The sequence below is a fragment of the Catellatospora methionotrophica genome (assembly GCF_011297335.1).
Lineage (GTDB): Bacteria > Actinomycetota > Actinomycetes > Mycobacteriales > Micromonosporaceae > Catellatospora > Catellatospora methionotrophica.
The window spans coordinates 188,558-209,240 of the sequence record NZ_JAAOTJ010000003.1; the positions used below are offsets into that span (position 1 = coordinate 188,558).

The following is a 20,683-nucleotide window of genomic DNA, read 5'->3' on the forward strand; positions in this document are numbered from 1 at the left end:
CATGAGCGATCCATTCTGGGATCGGGTGACCGCCCGCCACCTTCGGAAGCTGCCTGACCAGCCGCTGCTCGGGCGCTACCGGCTCGGCTCGGCGGGCCTCGCCAACGGGCAACCGGCTGCCGCATACGCGGCCGTCGTTCCCGGTACTTCCACCCGGTGGTCGGCGGAAGTCGCAGGGGTGAGCGCCAGTGGACGGTTCGCCCACGACGGGCAACCCGACCCGGCGCTGGCCGGCCGGGCCGCCGCGATCGCCGCTGCGTTGGCAGAAGCCGTGCTCCGCACGGATGACCCGGAGAATACGACGGAATACGAGCGCTGGATCGCGGTTCCGCCACTGGCCGGCGATGTGCTGGCGCAGCTGCGTGGCGTCGCCCCCGACGACCCCGTTCCGTTGTTCGAGCGGGAGTTCGACGCTGCCTTTCCGCAGTTGGCGGCGGTATGTCAGCAGCCAGTGGCCCGGCTACGCCGGGAGGTCGAACTGACGGCGCTGTCGCGCGCTCGCCGGTTCGCACCAGGGGCTGCCGACTACCTCGCCGGCCACACCGAGGACTGGCAGCAGCGAACGATGGGCGGGGTGCATCCTCGACGGGTGCAGTCCCTGCGCAACGACGAGGACCTGGACCTCTACGAGAACCGCGCGACGCTGCGCCTCCTGGCTCATCTCGCAGCCTTTTTCGAGTGGCGCCGCCGACGCCTGGAGGCGGCCGTAGATGTCCTTGACGACCTGGACCGGTTCGCCGCACAACTGGGCACGGGACGGTGGCGCACCTCGCACCGCATGTCCCAGCTGCTGGCCGAGTTCCATGATCACGCCGATCTGCTCGCCGGCATCGACGACCTGCTGGAGCAGACGCGCCAGCGCCAAGCACGACTACTCGGCCTGCACGCATCGCGGCTGTGCCGGAACCGCCAGGTGAGCCGGTCCGCCGTGATCGGCACCGGGCTACGCCCCACCAACCTGTTCCTGTTCCACGAGGACTACCGTCGCATCCACGGACTGTGGAAGGCATGGGCTCTGGTCGACGCATCCACGGGACTCGACTCAGCCGTCTCGCCCATGGCGTTCTGCGACGCATACGACCAGTTCGTGGCCCTGATCACCGCACGTGCGCTGGAATCTCTCGACTTCCGGGCGCTGACGACCCTGCAGCCGTTGCCGGGGGGCCCGAAAGTCGCCTACACGAACCGCGCCGACGATCAGCTCACCCTGAGCGTCAGGGCGGACGGAACGCTCGAACTCTGCCGCGACCAGCGAATCCTGCTCACCGTGGTGCCGGTGCCGCACCAGCTCGCGGCACCGGTGACCAGCCGACAACTCGACGCGCTGCTCGACGACCTCCGCACGCCGGCTCCGGCTGGGCACCACCGGGTCCTGATCTACCCGAGCACGAGAGTCGAACGTCAATCGCTGCCGCGCCAAGTGCGGGCCCGCCTCGAAAGTCCCGGTCACGATCTAGCCGAGGGCACCGGTGTCGGGCTGATCCCCGCCGCCCCGACAGAACTCGACAGCGTGGAACGGGTCGCCAGAGCGTTGCAGTGGGCCCGCACCGCCCCGGACGCGACGGCCTACCCGCCGGTCGTGTCGGCGCAGGCAACTCTCATCGACGTAGCCGCCGACACTGACTGGACGAGCCGCAACGCTGCCGACACGCTGGCTGTGCTCCGGCATCCGAGTCAAGCCCAGTGGCAGCATCTGCAAGAACAGGTCAGCTCCTGGCGGGACCAGCGGCTGCCGGACGCGAAGCGCCGCGAGCGGCAAGTCGTGGCAGAACGCTTCAACAGCCAGCTCGACGCGGCCTTGGCGATCGTGCGCAGACTCGCCACCTGCCCGGTCTGCGGTGAACCCGTCGGCTCCAGTCGGGACTTCCAGCCCCGCGAAGGAACCTTCACTGCGGAGTGCCGGCAGTGCCACACGAGATGGGGCACCCAGTCGTGCGGCAACTGCGCCCGCACCTACCCCGTCATCTTCCGCCGCCAGAACACCGGCACGCAGCCACTCGGCACCGCAGACGTACTCGGCATCGACGTCCTCGCCACCAACTGCCATGCCTCTGCGACCCACGCCACCGTCTGCCCGCACTGCGGCACCTGTGGTCTGTCTGACACGAGGCCGTCCTGCTGGCGCTGCCACCCCACCGCACTTCCGACAGGAGACTCCCATGGCAGATGACAACGCCCTAAAGCTGCGCCAGATCCTGCGCGGCCACGACACCTGGGGCGAGGGAACAGCCTCCGAGCAGGCGACCGCTTTCTTCCTCGACACGATGCTCGACGAGACAGTCGCCAGGGTACGCAAGCAGAACCCCGCTCTGAAACGGCCCGTGGACCTGCTGATCAGCATGAGCGGTTTCTCACCGCTGACGACCATCCTGGCCTACGAACTCATCCGGCCTACCCGGCTCCTGGTCATCTACTCCGAACAGGCCGGCACGAGCGTCGACGTCATCGCTCAACGTGTCCTGCGGCCCGGCCGACTCCGGCAGCTCGACTTCTCCCACCGCTCGGTCGACCCCACCGACCCGCAGGGCATCTACCGCGAGGTCAAGGCCGAGCTCGACCGGGCGACCACCAACGGCACCCTATCCGCCATGATCGAGATCACCGGCGGCAAGAAGGTCATGAGCGCCGCCGCCGCGCTCGCGGCATGGCAGCTCAACCTCAGCCTGTGCTACCTCGACGGCGACTATGACACGGAGTTCGGCCGCGTCGTGCCCGGCGACGAACGGCCGCTGCTGCTGGACAATCCGACCGCGCTGTTCGGTGAGCAGGAGATGGCCGCCGCGCTGGAGACATTCCGCAGCGGCGGCTTCAGCAGTGCCTACGACCGCTACCACGAGCTATGCGAGCAGGTCGCCAACCCAGCCCGGGCCCGGTTCATGCGTGCGCTCAGCGCGCTCTACCGCGCATGGTGCGACCTCGACCTCGCAAACCTGGCCTCGTGCATCAGGGCGGTGGAAACCACCAAGGCAGCAGCCGCACAGGAAATCAGCCAGAAGACCAGCAGCGTGATCGGCGAACAGCTCCACTTCCTCAAGACCCTCACCGGTGCCCGTCCGGATCCCGCCTCGATGCTCGTCAGCTTCCTCGTGCTGGGTCGGCACTATGAAAGGCTCGGCCGGCACGACTTCGCGGCCCTGTTGTTCTACCGCACCATCGAAGGCTGCCTGTCCCGCCGGCTGGAACTGAAATACCCGGGCTTCAGCTGCAAAGCACCTGACTGGAAGCTGATCGGCGATCCCGACGACGTGCGTGCGGTATACCTCCAGGCCGTCATGGACACGAACGGCCGCGACACCGACACACTCCCACCGGACATCTCCATGATGCAGGCGGTCACCCTGCTCTACGCACTACGGGACAGTCTCAGCGTGAAAGCGCAGCTGAACACGCCCGACGGGGTCAGCAACCTGCGTTCCCTAGCCGAGACACGAAACAGCTCCGTGTTGGCACACGGGTACAAGACCGTCGCGCCGAAAGACTCCCAGAAGTTGCGGGAACGAGCAGAACACCTGCTAACGGTTTTCTGGCGGTTACACGGCACCGGCGGGGACGTACGGCGGCTATGGGAGCAGCTGCGCTTTGTCGACATGGATCGTTGACCGTCCGAGTTTCCGACGGCCGGTCCGGCGGAGGCCAAGCACCGGTGATGGAGCCGTTCGTCACGCGGTGGCGGCACACTGGTGGATGCGCGCAATGAGGTGCAGTAGCCGCGTCGAACCCGATGCTCCAAGCCGTTTGATGAGCAATAGTCGTCATCTCCGGATTGCCGATCGTAATATCGGTCAGCACCCTGGCCGGGTCCTCGGGCTGCAAGACCCGAGGACCCGTGATTCCATTCGATGCGAGCCAGGGATCAGTACTCTCCCCGTTCGCCTGTCGATCCGCCCGACGGCAGCAGTGCCGAGAGCTCGGGCGTCGGCAGCGCAATCCAGCCTTCGACGGCCACGGTGCGCTGACGTGAGGGGCTGAGGGGCTCCGTCAGGCCCAATGCTGCGGCGCGGGCGGTCAGCGCCGCGACCACCGCGTCAAACACGTGATCGCTGTTGCGGCACTCGCGTTCGCCACCACCGAAGTTCAACCAGGGTGCCACGATCAGCAAAAGATCGACCAGCCTGTCGAGGACAGCAATATTCTTGGTCGTCTTTTAGCCCGTCGACGGCAGGCCCCATCGATGCAGCAAGCCGGCTGGGTACACCTCGACGACCGACCCGGCGCCGCTGCGATCGACTGGATGTTCCCACAACGCCAGCTGCGCCTGCAGTGCCGCGCACCGCATCGCCGTACGCCCGATGCGGTCGGAGGACACGCTAAGCAGCTGTCGTGCGGTCAGCTCGGCCAGCCGCACCGCGGTACGAGGCTGGCGTTCATCCGGTGGGCACCAGCTAGGCAGCGGTTGCCGGTGCCGCAGCACAGTGACGCCATCCAGCCGAGCGTCAAGGTGTCGAGCGGACCAACGGGTTCCTGGAGACCTCGTTCATGCCGGGCCGGTTTCGTGTCACTGCGCAGGTATCGGCCCATCCGTGCGCGCCGATGCCCAGCGCGCCGCACCGGCGGTGAGCGATGATCGCTACGGCCACAGCACGCGGTGGATCTCGTCCCTCAATCGCAAGTCGTCGCAGACCACAAGGCTTAGGACTGAGACAGCTTCTAGTGCTTGGCAAACGAAAGCGCGTGTCCAAGTGCACTTGGACACGCGCTACGCGAATACATCACTGGTGATGCTAAATGGTGTCCGAGGGGGGACTTGAACCCCCACGCCCTATACGGGCACTAGCACCTCAAGCTAGCGCGTCTGCCATTCCGCCACCCGGACCGGTGGTGTCCGACCTTCTCCGGACCACCTCCGGAGACACATCTCCGCTGGTGTCCGGCATCAGCCGCACGAGCCACAACGATACACGGCCCCCGGTGATCACGCACATCGGGTTACCGCTGTCGGTAGTCTCCCCACCGTGAACGCCGCCGTATGGGTCGTGGCCGGCCCTCCAGGAGCCGGCAAAAGCACCGTCTCCCACCTGCTCCTTGCATCCCTCAACCAGGTCCCCGCCCTCCTGGACAAGGACGTCCTCTACGGCGGCTTCGTAGCCGCCACCCTCCAGGCCGCCAACCGCCCCCACGGCGAGCGTGAGGGTGCCTGGTACGACGAGCACGTCAAGATCCACGAGTACGCCGGCATGACGGCCACAGCCCGCCTGATCCGCTCCCACGGCTGCCCGGTCCTCCTGGACGCCCCGTTCACCACCCAGATCCATGATCCGGACCGCTGGGCAGCATGGGTGGCCGAACTCGGCGGCGACCCGGTGCACCTGGTCTGGATCCGCACCGACGCCGCCACCCTGCACGCCCGACTGACCTCCCGAGCCCTGGCCCGCGACGGCCAGAAGCTCGCAGCCTTCGACTCCTACCTGGCAGCCATCCGCGCAGGCATCGAGCCGCCGGTCCCCCACCTGACCATCGACAACCGCCTGGACGCCCCGGACCTCCAAGAGCAGATAGCCGCGCTCCTACCCTGAGGCTTCCGGAGCCGAAGCGCGCACCCCCAGCACGAACACAAGCATGGCCACCAGACCACACCCGGCCAAGGCCCGCTCAGCAGCGCCGCAGCAGAACCGCCAGCGACGCCGGCCCAGCCATCAGAACGTGCTCGTCGAGCACACCTGGGCCGCAGGAGTTGCTGCCGATGCCATGCTGCGCCAGGTCGACGTTCACCCACACGCGGTCACCCCGGACCAAATCAGTGAGGTGCCGGGCGGCATCGAGCTGCTCGGACGTCCAGCGGCGGGTCGTGAGCTGGTACAGGGGGTCGGCTTCGATCCGCAGGCCGGAACCGGCGGCGTCGGTAATCGTCGCCCAGCGAGCCGGGCGCCGTTTTCCTACGGGTACACGTACGGGGTCTGCATGGTGTCGACGGTGGTGGTGTACCGGCCGACGCGGGCGGCGAGCCGGGTGTCGGCGTAGGCCTCGCCGGGGCCGAGCCCGTACCAGGTGACCTGGTCGTAGGCGGCGGGCAGGCCGAAACGGAGTCCGCGGCGGGGCAGCGGGACGGTCCATACGCCGTCGGGGGTGATGTCGAGCTGCAGGCGCAGCGTGTCCCCGGCTTCGCTCCACCGGTAGGTGACCAGGAGTCCGGTGTCGACGGCCGCCGGGGCGGCCCGGGTGCGCACGGTGAGCGCGTCGGCGTCAGCCGCCACATCAAGGACCCTTTCGTGTACGCGGTGCAGCCCCGCCCACCGCCACTGCGCCGCCAGGGCAGGCGCGTCGTTGTCGGTCGGCGCCCGCCACAGGTCAACGCGTGGCCGGACGATCCCGATCCCGCCGAGCTCGACGAGCCTGCCCCGTTCGTCAAACCGGGCGGCGCGCGGCGCGGCGAACACCTCTGACGTGCCGACAGCCGAATGCTCGGACGTTACGGGGTCGGCCAATCTGACATCGGGCTGCGGGCGTGCGCCGTGGCTGGTGCGGGCCACTGGCCCCAGGCGATCTCGTGCCCGGCCGGAGCCCATGCGGTGTCGTCGGCGAGCACGGCGCTCACCGTCCACCAGGCCTCGCCGGGCTGGTCCGCGAGGTCCAGGGCGGGCAGCGCGATGACCTCGGAGCTACCGGCCGTGAGCCCAGGGCACGTCAGTTCGCCGCCGCCGTGTGCGACGCCGTCGATCTCGTATGTCCAGCGCAGCGCCAGGCCGGTCAGGTCCGTGAAGTCGTGGCGGTTCTCGATGGTGAACGCCCCTGATCCGGCGTCGGTGATCCGGACTGGTTCGATGACCTTCTTGTATTCGAGCAGGCCCGGCGACGGCGTCCGGTCGGGGAAGACGAGGCCGTCGCAGATGAAGTTGCCGTCGTGCAGTTCCTCGCCGAAGTCGCCGCCGTGGGCGCGGACTCGCACCCGTGGGGGGTGAGCGAGCGGATGCCGTGGATGTAAAGAATATTTGACTCGCCGCCGCCCCAGCCCTACCGTCGATGGTGTCAAACATTTTTGACACCTCACTCCTGGAGCAGTGCCATGACGGACATCAAACGCACCGCCCGTATCACCGGCCTGGCCTACCTCGGCCTCGCCGTCACCGGCTTGCTCGGCTTCCTGCTCATCCGCCAGCGGCTGTACGTGCCCGGCGACGCCACCGGCACCGCCGCCAACCTGACCGCCCACGAAACCCTGGCCCGCCTGGGCGTACTGGCCGACCTGGGCATGGTGGCCACCCAGGCCGTCACCGCGGTCTGGTTCTGGCGGCTGTTCCGGCCCACCGACCCCGTCGCCGCCGGCACGCTGGCCCTGTTCGGGCTGGTCAACTCCGTGACGATCCTGGTCGGCACGATGTTCACGGCGACCGCCCTCGACATCGCCCAGCGCGCCGACGCCGCCTCGGCCGCCCAGGCGCTGCTGCTGTACGAGCTCAACGGCGCGGCCTTCACCCTCGGCGCGCTGTTCTTCGGCCTGTGGCTGATGCCGATGGGCTGGCTGGCCATCCGCTCCGGTCACCTGCCACGGGCGCTGGGCCGGCTCCTGATCGCCGGTGGCGTCGGCTACGTGCTCAGCCTCGTCGTCGCCGTCACCCTGCCCGAGGCGACCGGAGTCGTGTCCGCCCTGGTCCTGCCCGCCACCGCGGGCGAGTTCTGGATGGTCGGCTACCTGCTGGTCAAAGGCGTCTCGGGTCGGATGGCGCAGCCCGTCGCGCAGGTCGCGGCCGCCTGAGCGGCCATCGATCCGGCACATGCGCAGCGGCGCCGCCCGGGGCGCGGCGCCGCTGCTGGAATAAAGCTCAATGGCGTAGCCGCTCTCCGAGTAGCTGCCTGACCGCCTCGGCGGCCGCATCCTCGGCGTGCAGCCGCATCGGCGGCGTGTCGACATAAACGTCGCTGGTCGCGTACGCCCTGTCCTCCAGTTGCACCGCCTCCCAGGCCGCGGTCAGGCGCTCGGCGGTGGTGAGGTTGCGCCTGCCGGACAGGTACAGCGTCTCGCCGTCGGAGTTGGCCTGCGCCGCGGCGACCAGGCCGATGCCGGGCACGTAGGCGCGGCGTACCGGTGGGGCCAGCAGCGGGCTGAACTCCTCGATGACCAGCGCGTCGTCGTAGCAGATGGCGGGGGCGCAGACCTCGTCGGCGGTATCGACGACGAACGCGCAGCCCAGCAGCCCGATGCCGGGGGCCTCGGCGCGCAGGTACGGCGGCTCGTCGCGGTCGGGGTCGCCGGGCACGACGACCCCGGCCCTCGCCCCGGCCACGCCCGCGATCCATGCACCGGGCGCACCCGGGGGCAGCTCGTCCTCGACGAGCTCGGGGTACTCCCCCAGCTGCCAGATGTTGCCGTCGTCGTCCTGGGCCTGGAAGATCAGCGCCGACGCGAAAGCCTCGCCCTCGCGCCAGTCGCGTTGCCACAGCACCCGCGTCCAGACCCCGTCGATCTTCTTGATCAGGTCGGTCGCGGTCAGGACGACGACGTGTGGCAGGAGTTCACCGCCGGAGTTGGCGACGGCCTGCAGGGTGATCTCCGTACCGGGGCGCAGCGGCTGGTGGACGTTGTCCAGGTCGGTGGCGTCGCCGAAGCGCTGCGGCCGGTACCTCGTCAGGGTCGGGCAAGGTTCGCCCGATCCGGCCGGTCCGGCTGCCGCCGGGGTGGACGGTGTGCCGGGCACTGCGGCTTGGGCCGCGGCGGGCAGGGTCGTCGCCGCGGCGAGCAGCGTGCCGGCCAGGGCGAGCGAAGCAGACTGTCGGGGGGTGTGGTACCTGGTCATCTGCCTGCTCCGATCTCACATTCCGGGAGCCGCGTTCACGAGATATCTGGAGAATAGGGTCGATAGTGGCCGAAAGCCCAGGCTGGTCACCCGTTAGCCGTGCCGCCCCAGGTCACAGCCCCGGATGCTGAGTACAGTCGATCGGGTGGTCCAGCTCACGGCGGAACGCGAACTAGCAGACGAGTGGCTGTCCTTCCGCGACCTGACCTGCGCAGGCCGTTCGATCGAGGCGCTGCCCCTGGCCGACCGCGTCATCGCCGAGTCCGACGACATCCGCCGCACCGCCCAGGCTCTCATCGAACGCGCCGCCGCCCTCTACAACCTCGGGCTCACCACAGCCCTGACCTCGCTCGTCGACGAGATCAGCGACGTCCTGCGCCGCGCCGACGACCCGCGCCTGATCGGCGTCTTCCACAGCGTCGCCGGAGCCGTCGCCTTCGAACGCGGCTCCCCCGCCCTGGCACTGATGCACCTGGCGACCGCCGAACGCAGCCTGCGCCGCATGACCGAACACAGCCTCGCCGCCGTCGACGCCTGGCACGACCTGTCGGCCATCTACGCCCAACTCGGCTACTTCACCGAAGCGCTGGCCACCGCCCGGCACTGCCGGCTGCTGTGCGCCGAAACCGGCCTGCCCCGCGCCTACGGCACCGCCATGATCAGCTATGTGGGCGCGGCAGTGCACCTCGACCAGCGCGGCGACACCACCGCCTGCGTCAACGACCTCACCGCCCTGGTCGCCTACTGCCGGCCCATCGTCGGCGACCTCGCCGTCATGCAGCGGGTCCTGCTGCGCTACGGCGTCAAACGCCTCGCCGCCCTCGGCCAGCCGACCGACCTGGACATCGACCGCGACGACGGCATCGACCCGATCCTCGCCGACGTCAACACCCTCGCCGAAGTCTGCGACGCCATCGCCGCCCGCGAACCCGACAAAGCCATCGCCCTGCTCGACGACATCCCGCAGGCCATCGACGCCATCGGCCTGGCCGAACCCGTACGCCTGCGCTCGATCGCCCTGTCCCAGCGCGGCGAACACGCCGCCGCGCTCGCCGTCGAACGCGACGTGCTGCGCGTGGTCACCGCTGAGGAGGAGCAACTGCGCAGCCTGCTCGCCAGCGGCATGAGCGCCCGCCTGGACCAGGACCGGCTGCGGCGTATCGCCGCGCACTACGCCTGCCAGGCGACCACCGATCCGCTGACGGGACTGCCGAACCGCCGCCGGACCGAACGGTTCACGGCCAGCCTCGCCCGCCGCCACGTCGACGCGGTCGTCGGGGTGCTCGACCTCGACGGGTTCAAAGCGGTCAACGACACCCACGGCCACGCCTGCGGCGACGTCGTGCTGCAGCGCGTCGCCGGGGTGCTGGCCCGTACGGTCCGCCACGGCGACTTCGCCGCCCGCCACGGCGGAGACGAGTTCGTGGTCGTCCTGCCCCGCACCACGATGGCCGAGGCGGTCGACATCGGCGAACGCATCCGCGCCGCCGTGGCCGCCGAGGACTGGGCCACGGTCATCCCCGGCACCCCGGTCGGGATCAGCGTCGGCTGGGCCGACCTGGCAGGTGACGCCCGGTCCGCGTTCCAGATCGCCGACGACGCCCTGTACCAGGACAAGGGCTCACACAGCGCCCTGCCGTAAGCCGCTTGACCCTCACCCGACGGCAGGCGGCAACCTCGCACGTGTCCGTTTCCCCGACCGTGATGAGGTCCCCATGGAACCCGTTCTCCGTAGCGCGCCCGGCATCGACCGCGACATCTACCCGATGCCGGCGTTCGTGAAGTTCGAAGCCGCCGACCTGGCCACCACTACCAGGTGGTACGAGGCCGCCGGGTTCGTGGTCCTCGCCGCCATGCCCGGCCCCGGCGGGGCGACGGCCCTGGTCCACCTGCGCCGCCAGCGTTTCCAGGACATCCTGCTCGTGCCCGCCCGAGGCGTCCCGACCGGCGGCGGACGGATCACCATGGCAGCCGGCGGCGACGACCTGCGACAGCGCGCCGCGGACCTGGCCACCGCCGGCGGCGGCACCGCGCAGGGCCCCGCCCCCACGCCGTGGCGCAGCGACGACCTGACCCTGACCGACCCCGACGGCAACGTCGTCGTGCTCACCGAGCCGCGCAGGGCCGACATCGACGCCGATGCGCAATGGTCGGCGATGGTCCGCGACAGCGTCGGCCGCAAAGTGAACTGACAGAGCCACATGCACACGGCCAGGGCCGCCCGGAAAGGGCGGCCCTGGCCGTACCTGCCCGCTAGCCGATACGCCGGTTCTGCGACAGTGCGCTGATCTGCTCGCGCCCGACGAAGGTCTCACCGAACGCCGAACCCGTCGCCGGCGCGCGGTTGACCCGGTCGATGCAGAGCACACCGTTGTCATCCCGGTAGATCGACGTGGTCGCCCGCTCCGTCGCCGTCCAGGTGACGGAAAGGTCCGTCGTGGCCGTCCCGGCGTCGACGCGGTCCGTGCACGACTCCTGCTCCCCGTCGAAGGAGCAGGTGTAGTGGGTCTCGCGGTAGGTGACCACGGCGACGACCGTCGTCGACCTCAGCGAGAAGTCGAAGACCGTCGGCGTCACGCCGAACGCGCCGCGCCAGACGTAGTCACAGCTCCAGGTGTCGTCTGTGGTCTGGCAGGTCTGGCTGTGCCACTCGACGTCCAGTGTGGTCACACCGTCGCGACTCGAGACGTCCACCAGCAGGTCACCGGGATGGGTGTCGTCCGCGAGGAACTGCACGTGCGCCGACTGCAGCACCGTGGTGGCCGGTTCGGCGTGCGCCGGCGAGGCAACCGTGAACGCCGCCAGGCCGACTGCGGCGGCGGCCAGCGATCGAAGAACCCGAGACATGGAACTCCTCCCCCGTGGGATCAAAGACGTCGGGGAGGTTATAGGAACAGATCAAGATCCGCTGCCCCTGACAGTCCAATAGGCACTGCCCTCCGAGCCCGGAACGGAACTCAGCCGCGCTGCCCGTTCGGCGAACCCAGCGGGGGTCGTGGTGGCCTCAGGTCACCTGACGGCTACGGCTACTGGCCGCCGGGACCGGCGAGCACGAACCGGAACGCGGTCTGCGCCGGCCCGACCCGCTCGCGCAGCGACACCTTGCCTGCGGCGTCGACCTCGACGTTGCGGTCGCCGATGACGAGTTCGAAGTCCGCGCCGCGTGCGCCTTCCATGCCGGGCGACGCGACGAGGGTGACCTTCTGGTCCCGGTCGGCGGCGTCGCACGCGGCGGCGTGCGGCACCGCTCCGTCGACGCTGATGCACAGCGGCTCACCGCCTGTACGCAGTCGGGCGGTCTTCAGCAGGTACGTCGTCGCCCCCGGCGACAGCGGAGCGAGCACGAACTGCTCCCGCTCGCCGGTGTCAGCTCCGCCGGGGTAGGTGCCGATGCGTCCGCTGGCGGTGACGGTGAGGACCGGGTCCTCGACCCGGTCGACGGCCTGGAGCAGGAACGCCTGGTCGGGTTTCGGGACCTCGCCGACCGGCGACGGCGCGGCCGAGGCGATGGTGGACGGGCTGGGCGACGCCGCCGTGCTCGCGGGGGCCGGGCTGGGTGCGGCTGTCGGCGCGGTGGCCGGTTGCGGGTCGCAGGCGCTCAGGGCGGCGACCATCGCGCCGCCGATCCACAGTGACACCGCGGGGCGTACACCCAGGGTCGTCATCTTCGCGTCCTCCTGCCGTCGGCCGTTGCCCGTGGTGATCGACTACCCGGACCGACGCCCGAGCACACCTGCCGAAACCGGATCAACCACACCACCGGCTCTGCGCCCGTGCCGGTTCGTGATCTTCCGGGAAGCCGGCCGTATAACGCCCGAACCCGCGACGCGGGGCAGACACCAGGGCCCACCTGCGCTGATACTCTCCCGCGTGACTTCATCCGACACCGCCACACCCGTCAGCGCCACGCACAGGCGGGTCGCATGGACGTTGTTCGTCACCACGGCGACGCTGGCCGTGGTCGGCGTCGTCGGGTCCTGGAATCCGTGGCGGCTGGTCGTGCTCGACCGCTGGCTGGATCACGCGCCCATGATCTGGGTGGCGCTGCCGTTCGGCGTCTACCTGCTGCACCTGCGCTGGCGAGGACACGGCCCGCGATGGTCGGACCATCCCCGCGACCGCAGCTGGCTGCTCTGGACCTGTTTCACCGCCGTGCTGGGGCTGGTCGGCCTGGCGATGACGGTCGGCTCCGCCGTGTCGGCACCCGACGAGCGGGTTCTGGCCACCTCTCCCGACGGCCGCCACCAGATCGTGCTCGACCAGGACGACGACCTGCTGTTCCTGCGCAGCGTCGAGGGCCTGCGCAGCAGGCAGTCCCCGGTGCCCTGCGCGGTCATCCCGGTCGGCGCCGCCTTCGTCGAGGCGGGCACGTTCGAGGTGCGCGACGAGTTCATCGCGGACAAGCCCCGCCGGTACAGCTTCGATCCCGCCACCGTGCAGATCCTGAGCACCTGCAAGGTGGCCTCGGCGGGGTAGCCGGCCGGCAGCGACCGCACACCGGGCGCTGTCGGCCGGTCCCGCGAGGCGGGCGGTCAGCGTACACATTTCCAGTTTTGAATATCATGCGGCTCTCGGCCGGGTTACCGCCCCAGCACCCCCGCCGGGTCGCGGTACGCCCGCGCCAGCAGCGTCACCCAGTCGTAGATCGCGGTCTCGTTCGGCGCGAGCGGCCCGGCCGTGTAGTGCGGCGAGGCGAGCCCGCGCTGCACCGACTCGCACGCCGCCCAGTCCTGCCGGTTCGTGACGTCCCAGAAGTCGACCGCGTACGACGGGTCGGTGACCGTGTCGTCGAACAGCCACAGGCACTCGACCTGGGTCCGGTCCACCGCGACCGGGGTCATCCGGTGTGCCATCACGTAATCGGGGTGCAGCGACAGCAGGACGTTCGGGAACACCCCGAGGTAGCGCACCGTGCGCGGGTCGGCGCCGTCGAGCATCACGCCGCGCGAGCGCCCATCGAGCGACATCGTCTCGGCGTGCTCGCGCAGCTCCATCGAACCGCCGAGCCAGTGGCCGGGCTCATGCCAGTTGTCGCCGGAGTTGGGCGGGGTGACCGCGCACAGCTCCGGGTGGATCAGCGGGCAGTGGTAGCACTCGTGGTAGTTCTCGGCGATGACCTTCCAGTTCGCCGCGACCTCGTAGCGGTGCACGGCCTTGACCGTCAGCTTGCCCGGCGCGTACGGCGCCACGAGGCGGTCCAGGCCGCCCAGGTGCTCCTCGAACGGCATCGCGGTGCCGCTGGCGTTGACGAACACCCACCCGTGCCAGTCGACCGCGGGCAGCTCGGCGAGCCCGAACTGCCTGGCGGGGAAGTCGTCGGGCATCCGCGGTGCGCTGCGCAGCGCGCCGTCTAGGTCATAGGACCATCCGTGGTACGGGCACACCAGCGCGCGGCGCTCGCACACGCCACCGGCGGACAGCAGCTCGTGGCCGCGGTGGCGGCACACGTTCGCGAACGCGCGTACGCCCGCGTCGGTGACCGTGACCACGACGGCGACGTCGCCGACGGTCACGGCGTGCTGGTTGCCGTGCTCGGCCAGCTGGGTGCGCCGCCCCAGGCATGTCCACGACCCGGCGAACAGGTGCCGTCGCTCCCAGGCCAGCACCGCCGGGTCGGTGTAGGCCTGCGCGGGCAGCATCCGCGAGGTCCCGAACGGGCGTAGCGCGGCGTCGAGCCCGTCGGCGGGCAGCGGCGCGGCGGTCATCGCCGCACCTTGCGGCCGGTGTCGCGCAACACCTGCCGCACCACGTTGCGGCCCGGGATGCCGGTGACTCCGCCACCCCCGTGAGTGGCGGAGCCGGCCTGGTAGAGGCCCTTGATCGGGGTACGCAGATCCGCGTAGCCGGCCGCAGGGCGGCAGTGGAACATCTGTCCCGGGGTCAGCTCGCCGTGGAAGATGTTGCCGCCGATGAGGCCGTACTCGTGCTCCATCTGGTGCGGGCCGATGATCTGGCGGCCGATGACCGAGTCGGTGAAGCCGGGCGCGACCGCCTCCATGCGTGCGGTGAGGCGGTCGGCGTAGGCGCCGAGTTCGGCGGTGTGCGGCTGCGCGGCCCAGGTGTGCGGCACCCACTGGGTGAACATGCTGATCACGTGTTTGCCGTCGGGGGCCAGGGTCGGGTCGAACACCGACGGGATGCACACGTCGGCGAACGGCAGCGTCGCCGCCCGGCCGGACGCGGCCTCCTGGAAGGCGGTCTCGACGTCGTCGAGGGACTCCGACAGCACGATCGTGCCGCCGTACACCGCGGGGTCGTGTTCGGGGTGGCTGGCGAAGCTCGGCAGCCGGTCCACCGCGAAGTTGACCTTCACCGTGCCGGAGCGGGACTGCCACGACTCGATGTCGGCCACGAAGTCGCCCGGCAGGTCGGCGCGGTCCAGCAGCCGCAGGAACGAGATCGTCGGATGCGCCGTGGTGATCACCGTCGGGGCGGTGAGCTGCTCGCCGGATTCCAGGGTGACGCCGGTGACCCGGCCGCCGGTGGTGTCGATGCGGGCCACGGCCGCCCCGGTGCGGATCTGCGCGCCGAATGCGCGTGCCGAGGCGGCCATCGCGGCGGTGACCCCGCCCATGCCGCCGCGCGGGAATCCCCACGCCGCGGACTGCCCGCCGGTCTGGTCCAGGTGGTGGTGCAGGGTGACGAACGCGGTCCCGGCGCTGCGCGGGCCGCCCCAGGTGCCGATGACGCCCGACACCGACAGCAGGCCCCGCATCGCGTCGGACTCGAACCGGTCCTCGACCAGGTCGGCGACGCTGGCGGTGAACAGCCGGGTCAGGTCGAACGCGGCCCGTACGTCGACGTTGCGCAGCGTCTTGAGCAGTGACGCCTGGCCGAGCAGGTCGCCGGGGCGTCTGCTGCCCAGCTTCGGCGGGATCGCGTCCAGCAGCGGCCCGACCTTCGCGCCGAGGCCGCCCAGCCACGTCTCCCAGCGCTCGTAGGCGTCGGCGTCGGCCTTGGAGAACTTGCCGATCTCCTCCCTGCGGCGCTGCGGATCGCTGACCAGGTGCAGGTGGCGTCCGTCGCGGCGGGGCGCGAAGTAGGGACCCTGCTCGTACACGTGGTAGCCGTGCTCGGCCAGGCGCAGGTCGGCCACCATGTCGGGCGGGAGCAGGCTCACCACATACGACAGGGAGGTCACCAGGAAGTCGGGGCCGAACGGGCGCTCGGACACCGCGGCCCCGCCGACGGTGTCGCGGCGTTCCAGCACCACCACCCGCCGCCCGGCGCGCGCGAGGTACGCCGCGGCGACCAGGCCGTTGTGCCCACCGCCGATGATGATCACGTCATGCGTCACGCCAAAGAGTCTGACTGACTGACCGATCAGTTGGGAAGACCCAATTTCACCACATGGTATTTATCACCATCGGTTTCCAAGTCTCCTGTTGTCGACAGTACACCTCCGGCGGCAACCACCGGTGGGCCACGATCGCCGACCTGACCGGATGGACGTGGCCGTCGCCGGGCAGCGGCGCGCCGTGGCACAGGACGTCGGTGCAGCTCACGTGGTCCCGTCGGCACCGGGTCGGCGGCAGTGACAACCGTCGCTGCCGCCCGGCGCGTTCCACCACGCGGTGCCGTCTCACCCGAGAGCGGCCCGGACAGCAGGGAGCGCTGACGGTGGACGGGTACTCGACGACCGGCACGGTCGCGGTCATCGACCTCGGGGTGGGCTGGCGCGAGCCGCACCCCGCTACCGAACGGCCGAGCACACGTCGCCTGCTGCGGCCGCTGGCCGGGGCCGTCGCCGTGGCCATGATGTTCGCGCTGGGCGGCGCTGCACGGGGACGCCAACTGGAGGAGCTCGCCACCATCGCGTTCAGTCCAGCCGGCGACTTCCAGATCCAGAACGACATGCTGCTGGTACGCGACGCCGACCGCCTCGCCGCCTACAGCCTCGCCGACGGCACCCGCCGCTGGGACATCGCCCTGCCGGGCACCAGGGGCACGAGCATGAATTCCACGCCCACGGTGCCCGGCCTGATGGTGACGGAGATGGAGGACCGGGAGACCGGCCGCCGCAGCACCTACGCCGTCGACGTGGACACCGGAGCGGTGCTGTGGCAGGCCGAGGAGATGCTGTCCCCGTACGGCGAGGTGGCGGTCGCGATGTGGTCGACCGACCAGGACCGCGGCTCCACCCAGGTCGTCGTCCGCGACGTGCGCACCGGCCAGCCCCGCTGGAGCGCGCAGCAGGTCCTGCCCGCGATCGACTACTCGACCATGCTCCCGGACCGGGAACCGATGCGGGTCTGGACGCTGCAGGCCACCGGCGAGCTGGCCGAGCGTGACCTGCGGGACGGGCGGGTGCTCCGCCGCCAGCGCCTTGACCTGGCCGGGGCCGTGCCGGTCGATCTGGTCGCCTTCGACGGCAGGCTGATCGTCGAGACCAGGCGCGGTGAGCAGAACACCACGGCCCTGTACTCCACCGCCGACCTGTCGCCGATCCTGTCGACAGCCCCGCTCGTGCAGCGCAGCGACTGCGGCGCGTTCTGGTGCGCGACGTCGCAGCCGGTGGACCTGCAGCCGACGACCAGCCCGATGGAGATCGTGGACAAGGCCACCGGCCTCGTCCGTCAGCGCTTCCCCGCAGGCAGCTTCGGCATGCCGACACCGGCCGGTCTGATCGTCGGCAGCCCCGAGCCGGGCCCGACCGGGCTCCCTGCCATCGCGCTGCTCGACCCGGCGACCGCCAGCCCGCTGTTCGACGTCACCGGATGGGACGTGTACCTGGTCTCCACGGCGTCGACGACGGTGCTCGCCCGCAACATCGGCACCGGGCCGGGGCAGGTCGCCTGGCTGACCCCCGACGGCCTCGACATGGCACAGCTGCCCGTGCCCGCGGACCGCTGCAAGTTCTCGCCGCGGGTGGCCGCGTGCCGCAGCGGGCCGGACACCCTGACCATGTGGCGACGCACCCGCTGATCACGGCCTGGTACGCGGTGGACCGGTCGGCGTCGCCCGGACGGCGCCGACCGGTCCTGGACGGGTCAGCCGATGTTGGCCTGCGGCCCCGCGTACGTGCGGAGCAGGGTGGGCACGTCGGCTGCCGCGTCGAGGGTGTAGGCGTAGAAGCTGCCCGGCGTGAACGCCGACCCGAGGGTCTGCTGCTTGCCGGTGCAGCTGACGCAGATGCTGCCGCTCTGGCGCAGTTGCGCGGTCGCGTCCGGGTAGTACGGGTCCTTCACGTTCTCGAAGTAGCTGTTCTCCAGCACCATCTTCGTCGCGCCGCGGGCGTAGTTGCCGTACGAGGCGACGTTGCTCAGGTAGTTGTTGTACAGGTGGGCGTAGGCCACGTTGTCGGTGCTGGGGTTGCGCTGGTTGGTGTCCTTGATCCAGTTGTGGTGGATCGTCATCCGCGCGGTGACGTTGTCGGTCCAGCCGATGCCGAAAGCCTTGTTGTTGCTGGCCAGCACGTTCCAGGAGATCGTCAGGTAGCTGGTGTCCTTGCGGCTGTCGATCAGGCCGTCGTTCATCCGCGTGATGGTGTTGTGGTCGATCCAGACGTGGTCGGCGGTGTCCATCTGGATGCCGTCGTAGTCGTAGACCTTGTCGTCGGGGTCGTCGTCGGCCATCTGCGTGTCGCGGATGGTCAGGTTGCGGATGATGACGTTGCGCACGCCGGTGCCGAGGAAGAAACCGCCGCCGACGATGTGGCCGGAGGTGCCGACGCCGACGATCGTCTTGTTCGAGGCGACCCGCAGCTCGGTGCCCTTGGGCGTGACGGTGATCGCGCCGCTGACCCGGATGACGTACGGCTCGGCCGCGGTCACGTAGCGCTGCAGGTCGGCGAACGTGCTGACGGTGACGGTCGCCCCGGCCGCGCCGCCGGTGGTGCCGCCGCCGGTCGAGGCGAACCCGTCCGGACTGCTGGACCAGGTGCGCCCGCCGACGCCGGTGAACGCCCACTGCTTGTTGGTGTTGGCGGTGCAGGTCTCCTGGATGATCTGCGCGCCGTTGGCGGTCGAGGCGTCCTTGAGGCTGACGCACAGCCCCGAGTGCACGCTGATGATCTGGTACGTGTTCGTGCCGCTGGCGACCAGCCGCCACTGCTGGTTGGCCTGGCTGGACACGCACCCGTACTGCTGCAACTGCACCCCGGAGGCCGTGGACCAGCCGGGAATGTCGACGCACCTGCCGCTGCTGACGTTGACCAGCTGGTAGTTCGAGCCGACGGCGGTCAGGCGGAACTGCTGCCACGGCGAGTTCGCGGTGCAGCCCCACTGCTGCAGCAGCGCCCCGTTGGCACTGGACGCGCCGGGCACGTCGATGCACTTGCCGCTCTTGGCGACCACCAGCTGGTACGCCACACCGGTCGCCGGTGCGGCCTGGGCCGGGGCGGACGGCAGGCCGACGAGGGCGGCCAGCATCGTCGCGGCGAGCGCCGCGGCGGCGTATCGCAGGGTTCTGATCGTGTTCATTGTTCGTCTCCTAGAGGGGGGTCAGCCGACCGGGTTCCAGCCGTCGGTGCCGGCCAGATACTTCTGCGGGGTGTAGTTCGGTGCGGCGGCGTCGGACAGCTGCGGCCGGTTGCTCCCGGTGCCCGCGCCGGAGCCGGTGTTGCGGTATTCGAGGAAGCGCGCGTTCTGCCACGTGTTGCCGGACATGTCGGTCCACGGCTGGGCGGTGCGGATCGTCGCCGACAGGTTCGATTCGCGGAACAGCACCTGCGCGGCCGGGCCCCAGGGGCGGCCGAGCTGGGTGACGCCACTGGCCGCGCCGGTGATCGTGCAGCGGTAGATCAGGATGCCGTACGCGACGCCCGGGTCGGTGCGGGCCGCGGTGATCGGGCCGCCGCTGGTGCGCTTCTCGTGGATGGTGCTGGCGTTGAACACCGCCGTGCCGCTACCGAAGATGAAGTCGACGGTCCCCTCGACGTAGGAGTTCACGATGTAGGCGCGGTGGTTGTTGAGCAGCAGCGTGTCCTGGTTGCCGAGGAACCGGACGTTGTCGAACACGGCCCGGTCGCCGTTGAGGTTCGCGGCCACGGCCTGGCTGCCCTCGCCGTAATCGTTGGCGACGGTCAGGTTCACCGCGCGGAAGTCGCGGCCGTTGACGAACAGGGTGGCGCTGCCGGAGGTGCCCCATCCCCCGGCGGAGCTGTGGTTGTTGACGATGACGGTGCTGCTCGCCGAGCCGCCCAGGCCCTGCAGGGTGATGTTGGGCTTGTTGGACGCGATGGTGACGATCTCCCGGTAGGTGCCCGCCTTGATGGTGATGACCTGGCGGGTGGTGCTGTTGGCGGGCACGGCGTCGACGGCGGCCTGCACGGTGGTGTACCGGCCGGTGCCGTCGGCGGCGACGGTCGCGCCGGTGCCGCTGTCGACGCCGGTGAACGCCCACTGCTTGTTGGTGTTGGCCGTGCAGGTCTCCTGGATGATCTGCGCGCCGTTGGCCGTGGACGCGTCCTTGAGGCTGACGCACAGCCCCGAGTGCACGCTGATGACCTGGTAGGTGTTGCTGCCACTGGCCACCAGGCGCCACTGCTGGTTGGCCTGGCTGGACACGCACCCGTACTGCTGCAACTGCACCCCCGAGGCCGTGGACCAGCCGGGCACGTCCACACACCTGCCGCTGCTCACGTTGACCAGCTGATAGTTGGAGCCCACCGCCGTCAGGCGGAACTGCTGCCACGGCGAGTTCGCGGTGCAGCCCCACTGCTGCAACAGCGCCCCGTTGGCACTGGACGCACCGGGCACGTCGATGCACTTGCCGCTCTTGGTCACCACCAGCTGGTACGCCACACCGGTCGCCGGTGCGGCCTGGGCGGGCGACGCGGCCACCGCCAACGCTGCGCCCGGCGCGGCGATCGCGAGCGCCACGGCCAGCCACAGCCTCGCTCTTGTCAGTCTTCCTGGCACCGCTGTTCCTCCTTGTCGAACGGTCGGGCCACCGGCGTCGCGTCGCGTGGCGCACCCACGGCGCGGGCCGGATCGGCCCCTGTGTCGATATGG

At 70.1% G+C, this 20,683-nt stretch carries 20 protein-coding genes and 1 tRNA gene; 9 read left to right on the forward strand and 12 right to left on the reverse strand.

The features are described from left to right. Nucleotide 1 precedes the first annotated feature (1 nt). Together HAV40_RS11505 and HAV40_RS11510 are read left to right on the forward strand one after the other, a co-directional pair. Nucleotides 2–2,170, forward strand: coding sequence for a hypothetical protein (locus HAV40_RS11505; protein ID WP_166380936.1), 2,169 nt, complete (start codon nucleotides 2–4; stop codon nucleotides 2,168–2,170). Further along, nucleotides 2,160–3,599, forward strand: coding sequence for a TIGR02710 family CRISPR-associated CARF protein (locus HAV40_RS11510; RefSeq protein WP_166380937.1), 1,440 nt, complete (start codon nucleotides 2,160–2,162; stop codon nucleotides 3,597–3,599). The genes HAV40_RS11505 and HAV40_RS11510 overlap by 11 nt, the downstream gene beginning before the upstream one ends. Nucleotides 3,600–3,853: 254 nt before the next feature. On the opposite strand, the gene HAV40_RS39075 is transcribed toward HAV40_RS11510, so the two are convergent. Together HAV40_RS39075 and HAV40_RS11525 are read right to left on the reverse strand one after the other, a co-directional pair. After that, nucleotides 3,854–4,090: a DUF429 domain-containing protein gene (locus HAV40_RS39075; protein WP_166380938.1), complete on the reverse strand. Its 237-nt coding sequence runs from the start codon at nucleotides 4,088–4,090 to the stop codon at nucleotides 3,854–3,856. 636 nt (nucleotides 4,091–4,726) lie between these two features. Continuing rightward, nucleotides 4,727–4,813, reverse strand: a tRNA-Leu gene (locus tag HAV40_RS11525). 139 nt (nucleotides 4,814–4,952) lie between these two features. Here HAV40_RS11525 and HAV40_RS11530 point away from each other — a divergent pair. Next, nucleotides 4,953–5,513 carry a P-loop nucleotide/nucleoside kinase family protein gene (locus tag HAV40_RS11530; protein WP_166380940.1) on the forward strand — a complete coding sequence of 187 codons (561 nt, stop codon included), beginning with the start codon at nucleotides 4,953–4,955 and terminating at the stop codon, nucleotides 5,511–5,513. 76 nt (nucleotides 5,514–5,589) lie between these two features. Here the strand turns inward: HAV40_RS11530 and HAV40_RS38855 are convergent, their stop codons facing one another. Both HAV40_RS38855 and HAV40_RS38860 read right to left on the reverse strand, forming a co-directional pair. Further along, nucleotides 5,590–5,985, reverse strand: coding sequence for a beta-galactosidase small subunit-related protein (locus tag HAV40_RS38855; protein WP_275413506.1), 396 nt, complete (start codon nucleotides 5,983–5,985; stop codon nucleotides 5,590–5,592). After that, nucleotides 5,874–6,284: a beta-galactosidase small subunit-related protein gene (locus HAV40_RS38860; RefSeq protein WP_275413507.1), complete on the reverse strand. Its 411-nt coding sequence runs from the start codon at nucleotides 6,282–6,284 to the stop codon at nucleotides 5,874–5,876. Before HAV40_RS38860 ends, HAV40_RS38855 begins: the two co-directional genes overlap by 112 nt. On the opposite strand from HAV40_RS38860, the gene HAV40_RS11540 reads away from it, so the two are divergent. Beyond that, nucleotides 6,207–6,380: a hypothetical protein gene (locus HAV40_RS11540; protein WP_166380801.1), complete on the forward strand. Its 174-nt coding sequence runs from the start codon at nucleotides 6,207–6,209 to the stop codon at nucleotides 6,378–6,380. The two genes, HAV40_RS38860 and HAV40_RS11540, sit on opposite strands and share 78 nt — an antisense overlap. 26 nt (nucleotides 6,381–6,406) lie before the next feature. On the opposite strand, the gene HAV40_RS11545 is transcribed toward HAV40_RS11540, so the two are convergent. Beyond that, a complete protein-coding gene (locus HAV40_RS11545) occupies nucleotides 6,407–6,883 on the reverse strand; it encodes a beta-galactosidase domain 4-containing protein (RefSeq protein WP_203671734.1) in 477 nt (158 codons plus the stop codon). Between the two features lie 117 nt (nucleotides 6,884–7,000). Between HAV40_RS11545 and HAV40_RS11550 the strand changes: the two genes are divergently transcribed. After that, entirely contained in the window at nucleotides 7,001–7,690 is a 690-nt protein-coding gene (locus HAV40_RS11550; RefSeq protein ID WP_166380942.1) for a DUF4386 domain-containing protein, read from the forward strand. A 67-nt stretch (nucleotides 7,691–7,757) separates the two neighbouring features. Here the strand turns inward: HAV40_RS11550 and HAV40_RS11555 are convergent, their stop codons facing one another. Beyond that, a complete protein-coding gene (locus tag HAV40_RS11555) occupies nucleotides 7,758–8,729 on the reverse strand; it encodes a hypothetical protein (RefSeq protein ID WP_166380943.1) in 972 nt (323 codons plus the stop codon). A gap of 145 nt (nucleotides 8,730–8,874) precedes the next feature. On the opposite strand from HAV40_RS11555, the gene HAV40_RS11560 reads away from it, so the two are divergent. Together HAV40_RS11560 and HAV40_RS11565 are read left to right on the forward strand one after the other, a co-directional pair. Continuing rightward, a complete protein-coding gene (locus tag HAV40_RS11560) occupies nucleotides 8,875–10,371 on the forward strand; it encodes a GGDEF domain-containing protein (protein WP_166380944.1) in 1,497 nt (498 codons plus the stop codon). A 73-nt stretch (nucleotides 10,372–10,444) separates the two neighbouring features. Beyond that, on the forward strand, nucleotides 10,445–10,921 hold the full coding sequence (locus HAV40_RS11565; RefSeq protein WP_166380945.1) for a VOC family protein: 477 nt from the start codon (nucleotides 10,445–10,447) through the stop codon (nucleotides 10,919–10,921). 61 nt (nucleotides 10,922–10,982) lie between these two features. Here the strand turns inward: HAV40_RS11565 and HAV40_RS11570 are convergent, their stop codons facing one another. Together HAV40_RS11570 and HAV40_RS11575 are read right to left on the reverse strand one after the other, a co-directional pair. Next, a complete protein-coding gene (locus HAV40_RS11570; RefSeq protein ID WP_166380946.1) occupies nucleotides 10,983–11,576 on the reverse strand; it encodes a hypothetical protein in 594 nt (197 codons plus the stop codon). Between the two features lie 179 nt (nucleotides 11,577–11,755). Next, entirely contained in the window at nucleotides 11,756–12,394 is a 639-nt protein-coding gene (locus HAV40_RS11575) for a hypothetical protein (RefSeq protein WP_166380947.1), read from the reverse strand. Nucleotides 12,395–12,599: 205 nt separating this feature from the next. Here HAV40_RS11575 and HAV40_RS11580 point away from each other — a divergent pair, with 205 nt between their 5' ends. After that, nucleotides 12,600–13,205 (forward strand): hypothetical protein, encoded by a 606-nt coding sequence (locus HAV40_RS11580; RefSeq protein WP_166380948.1) that lies wholly within the window; start codon nucleotides 12,600–12,602, stop codon nucleotides 13,203–13,205. Between the two features lie 104 nt (nucleotides 13,206–13,309). Here the strand turns inward: HAV40_RS11580 and HAV40_RS11585 are convergent, their stop codons facing one another. Together HAV40_RS11585 and HAV40_RS11590 are read right to left on the reverse strand one after the other, a co-directional pair. Continuing rightward, nucleotides 13,310–14,434, reverse strand: coding sequence for an aromatic ring-hydroxylating oxygenase subunit alpha (locus tag HAV40_RS11585; RefSeq protein WP_166380949.1), 1,125 nt, complete (start codon nucleotides 14,432–14,434; stop codon nucleotides 13,310–13,312). Further along, nucleotides 14,431–16,026, reverse strand: a complete 1,596-nt coding sequence (locus HAV40_RS11590) for a phytoene desaturase family protein (RefSeq protein ID WP_166380950.1) — start codon at nucleotides 16,024–16,026, stop codon at nucleotides 14,431–14,433. Before HAV40_RS11590 ends, HAV40_RS11585 begins: the two co-directional genes overlap by 4 nt. A gap of 323 nt (nucleotides 16,027–16,349) precedes the next feature. On the opposite strand from HAV40_RS11590, the gene HAV40_RS11595 reads away from it, so the two are divergent. Further along, nucleotides 16,350–17,654: an outer membrane protein assembly factor BamB family protein gene (locus tag HAV40_RS11595; RefSeq protein WP_166380951.1), complete on the forward strand. Its 1,305-nt coding sequence runs from the start codon at nucleotides 16,350–16,352 to the stop codon at nucleotides 17,652–17,654. A gap of 65 nt (nucleotides 17,655–17,719) precedes the next feature. On the opposite strand, the gene HAV40_RS11600 is transcribed toward HAV40_RS11595, so the two are convergent. Next, a complete protein-coding gene (locus HAV40_RS11600) occupies nucleotides 17,720–19,150 on the reverse strand; it encodes an RICIN domain-containing protein (RefSeq protein WP_166380952.1) in 1,431 nt (476 codons plus the stop codon). A 21-nt stretch (nucleotides 19,151–19,171) separates the two neighbouring features. After that, nucleotides 19,172–20,590, reverse strand: a complete 1,419-nt coding sequence (locus HAV40_RS11605) for a pectinesterase family protein (protein WP_166380953.1) — start codon at nucleotides 20,588–20,590, stop codon at nucleotides 19,172–19,174. Between the last annotated feature and the right edge of the window lie 93 nt (nucleotides 20,591–20,683).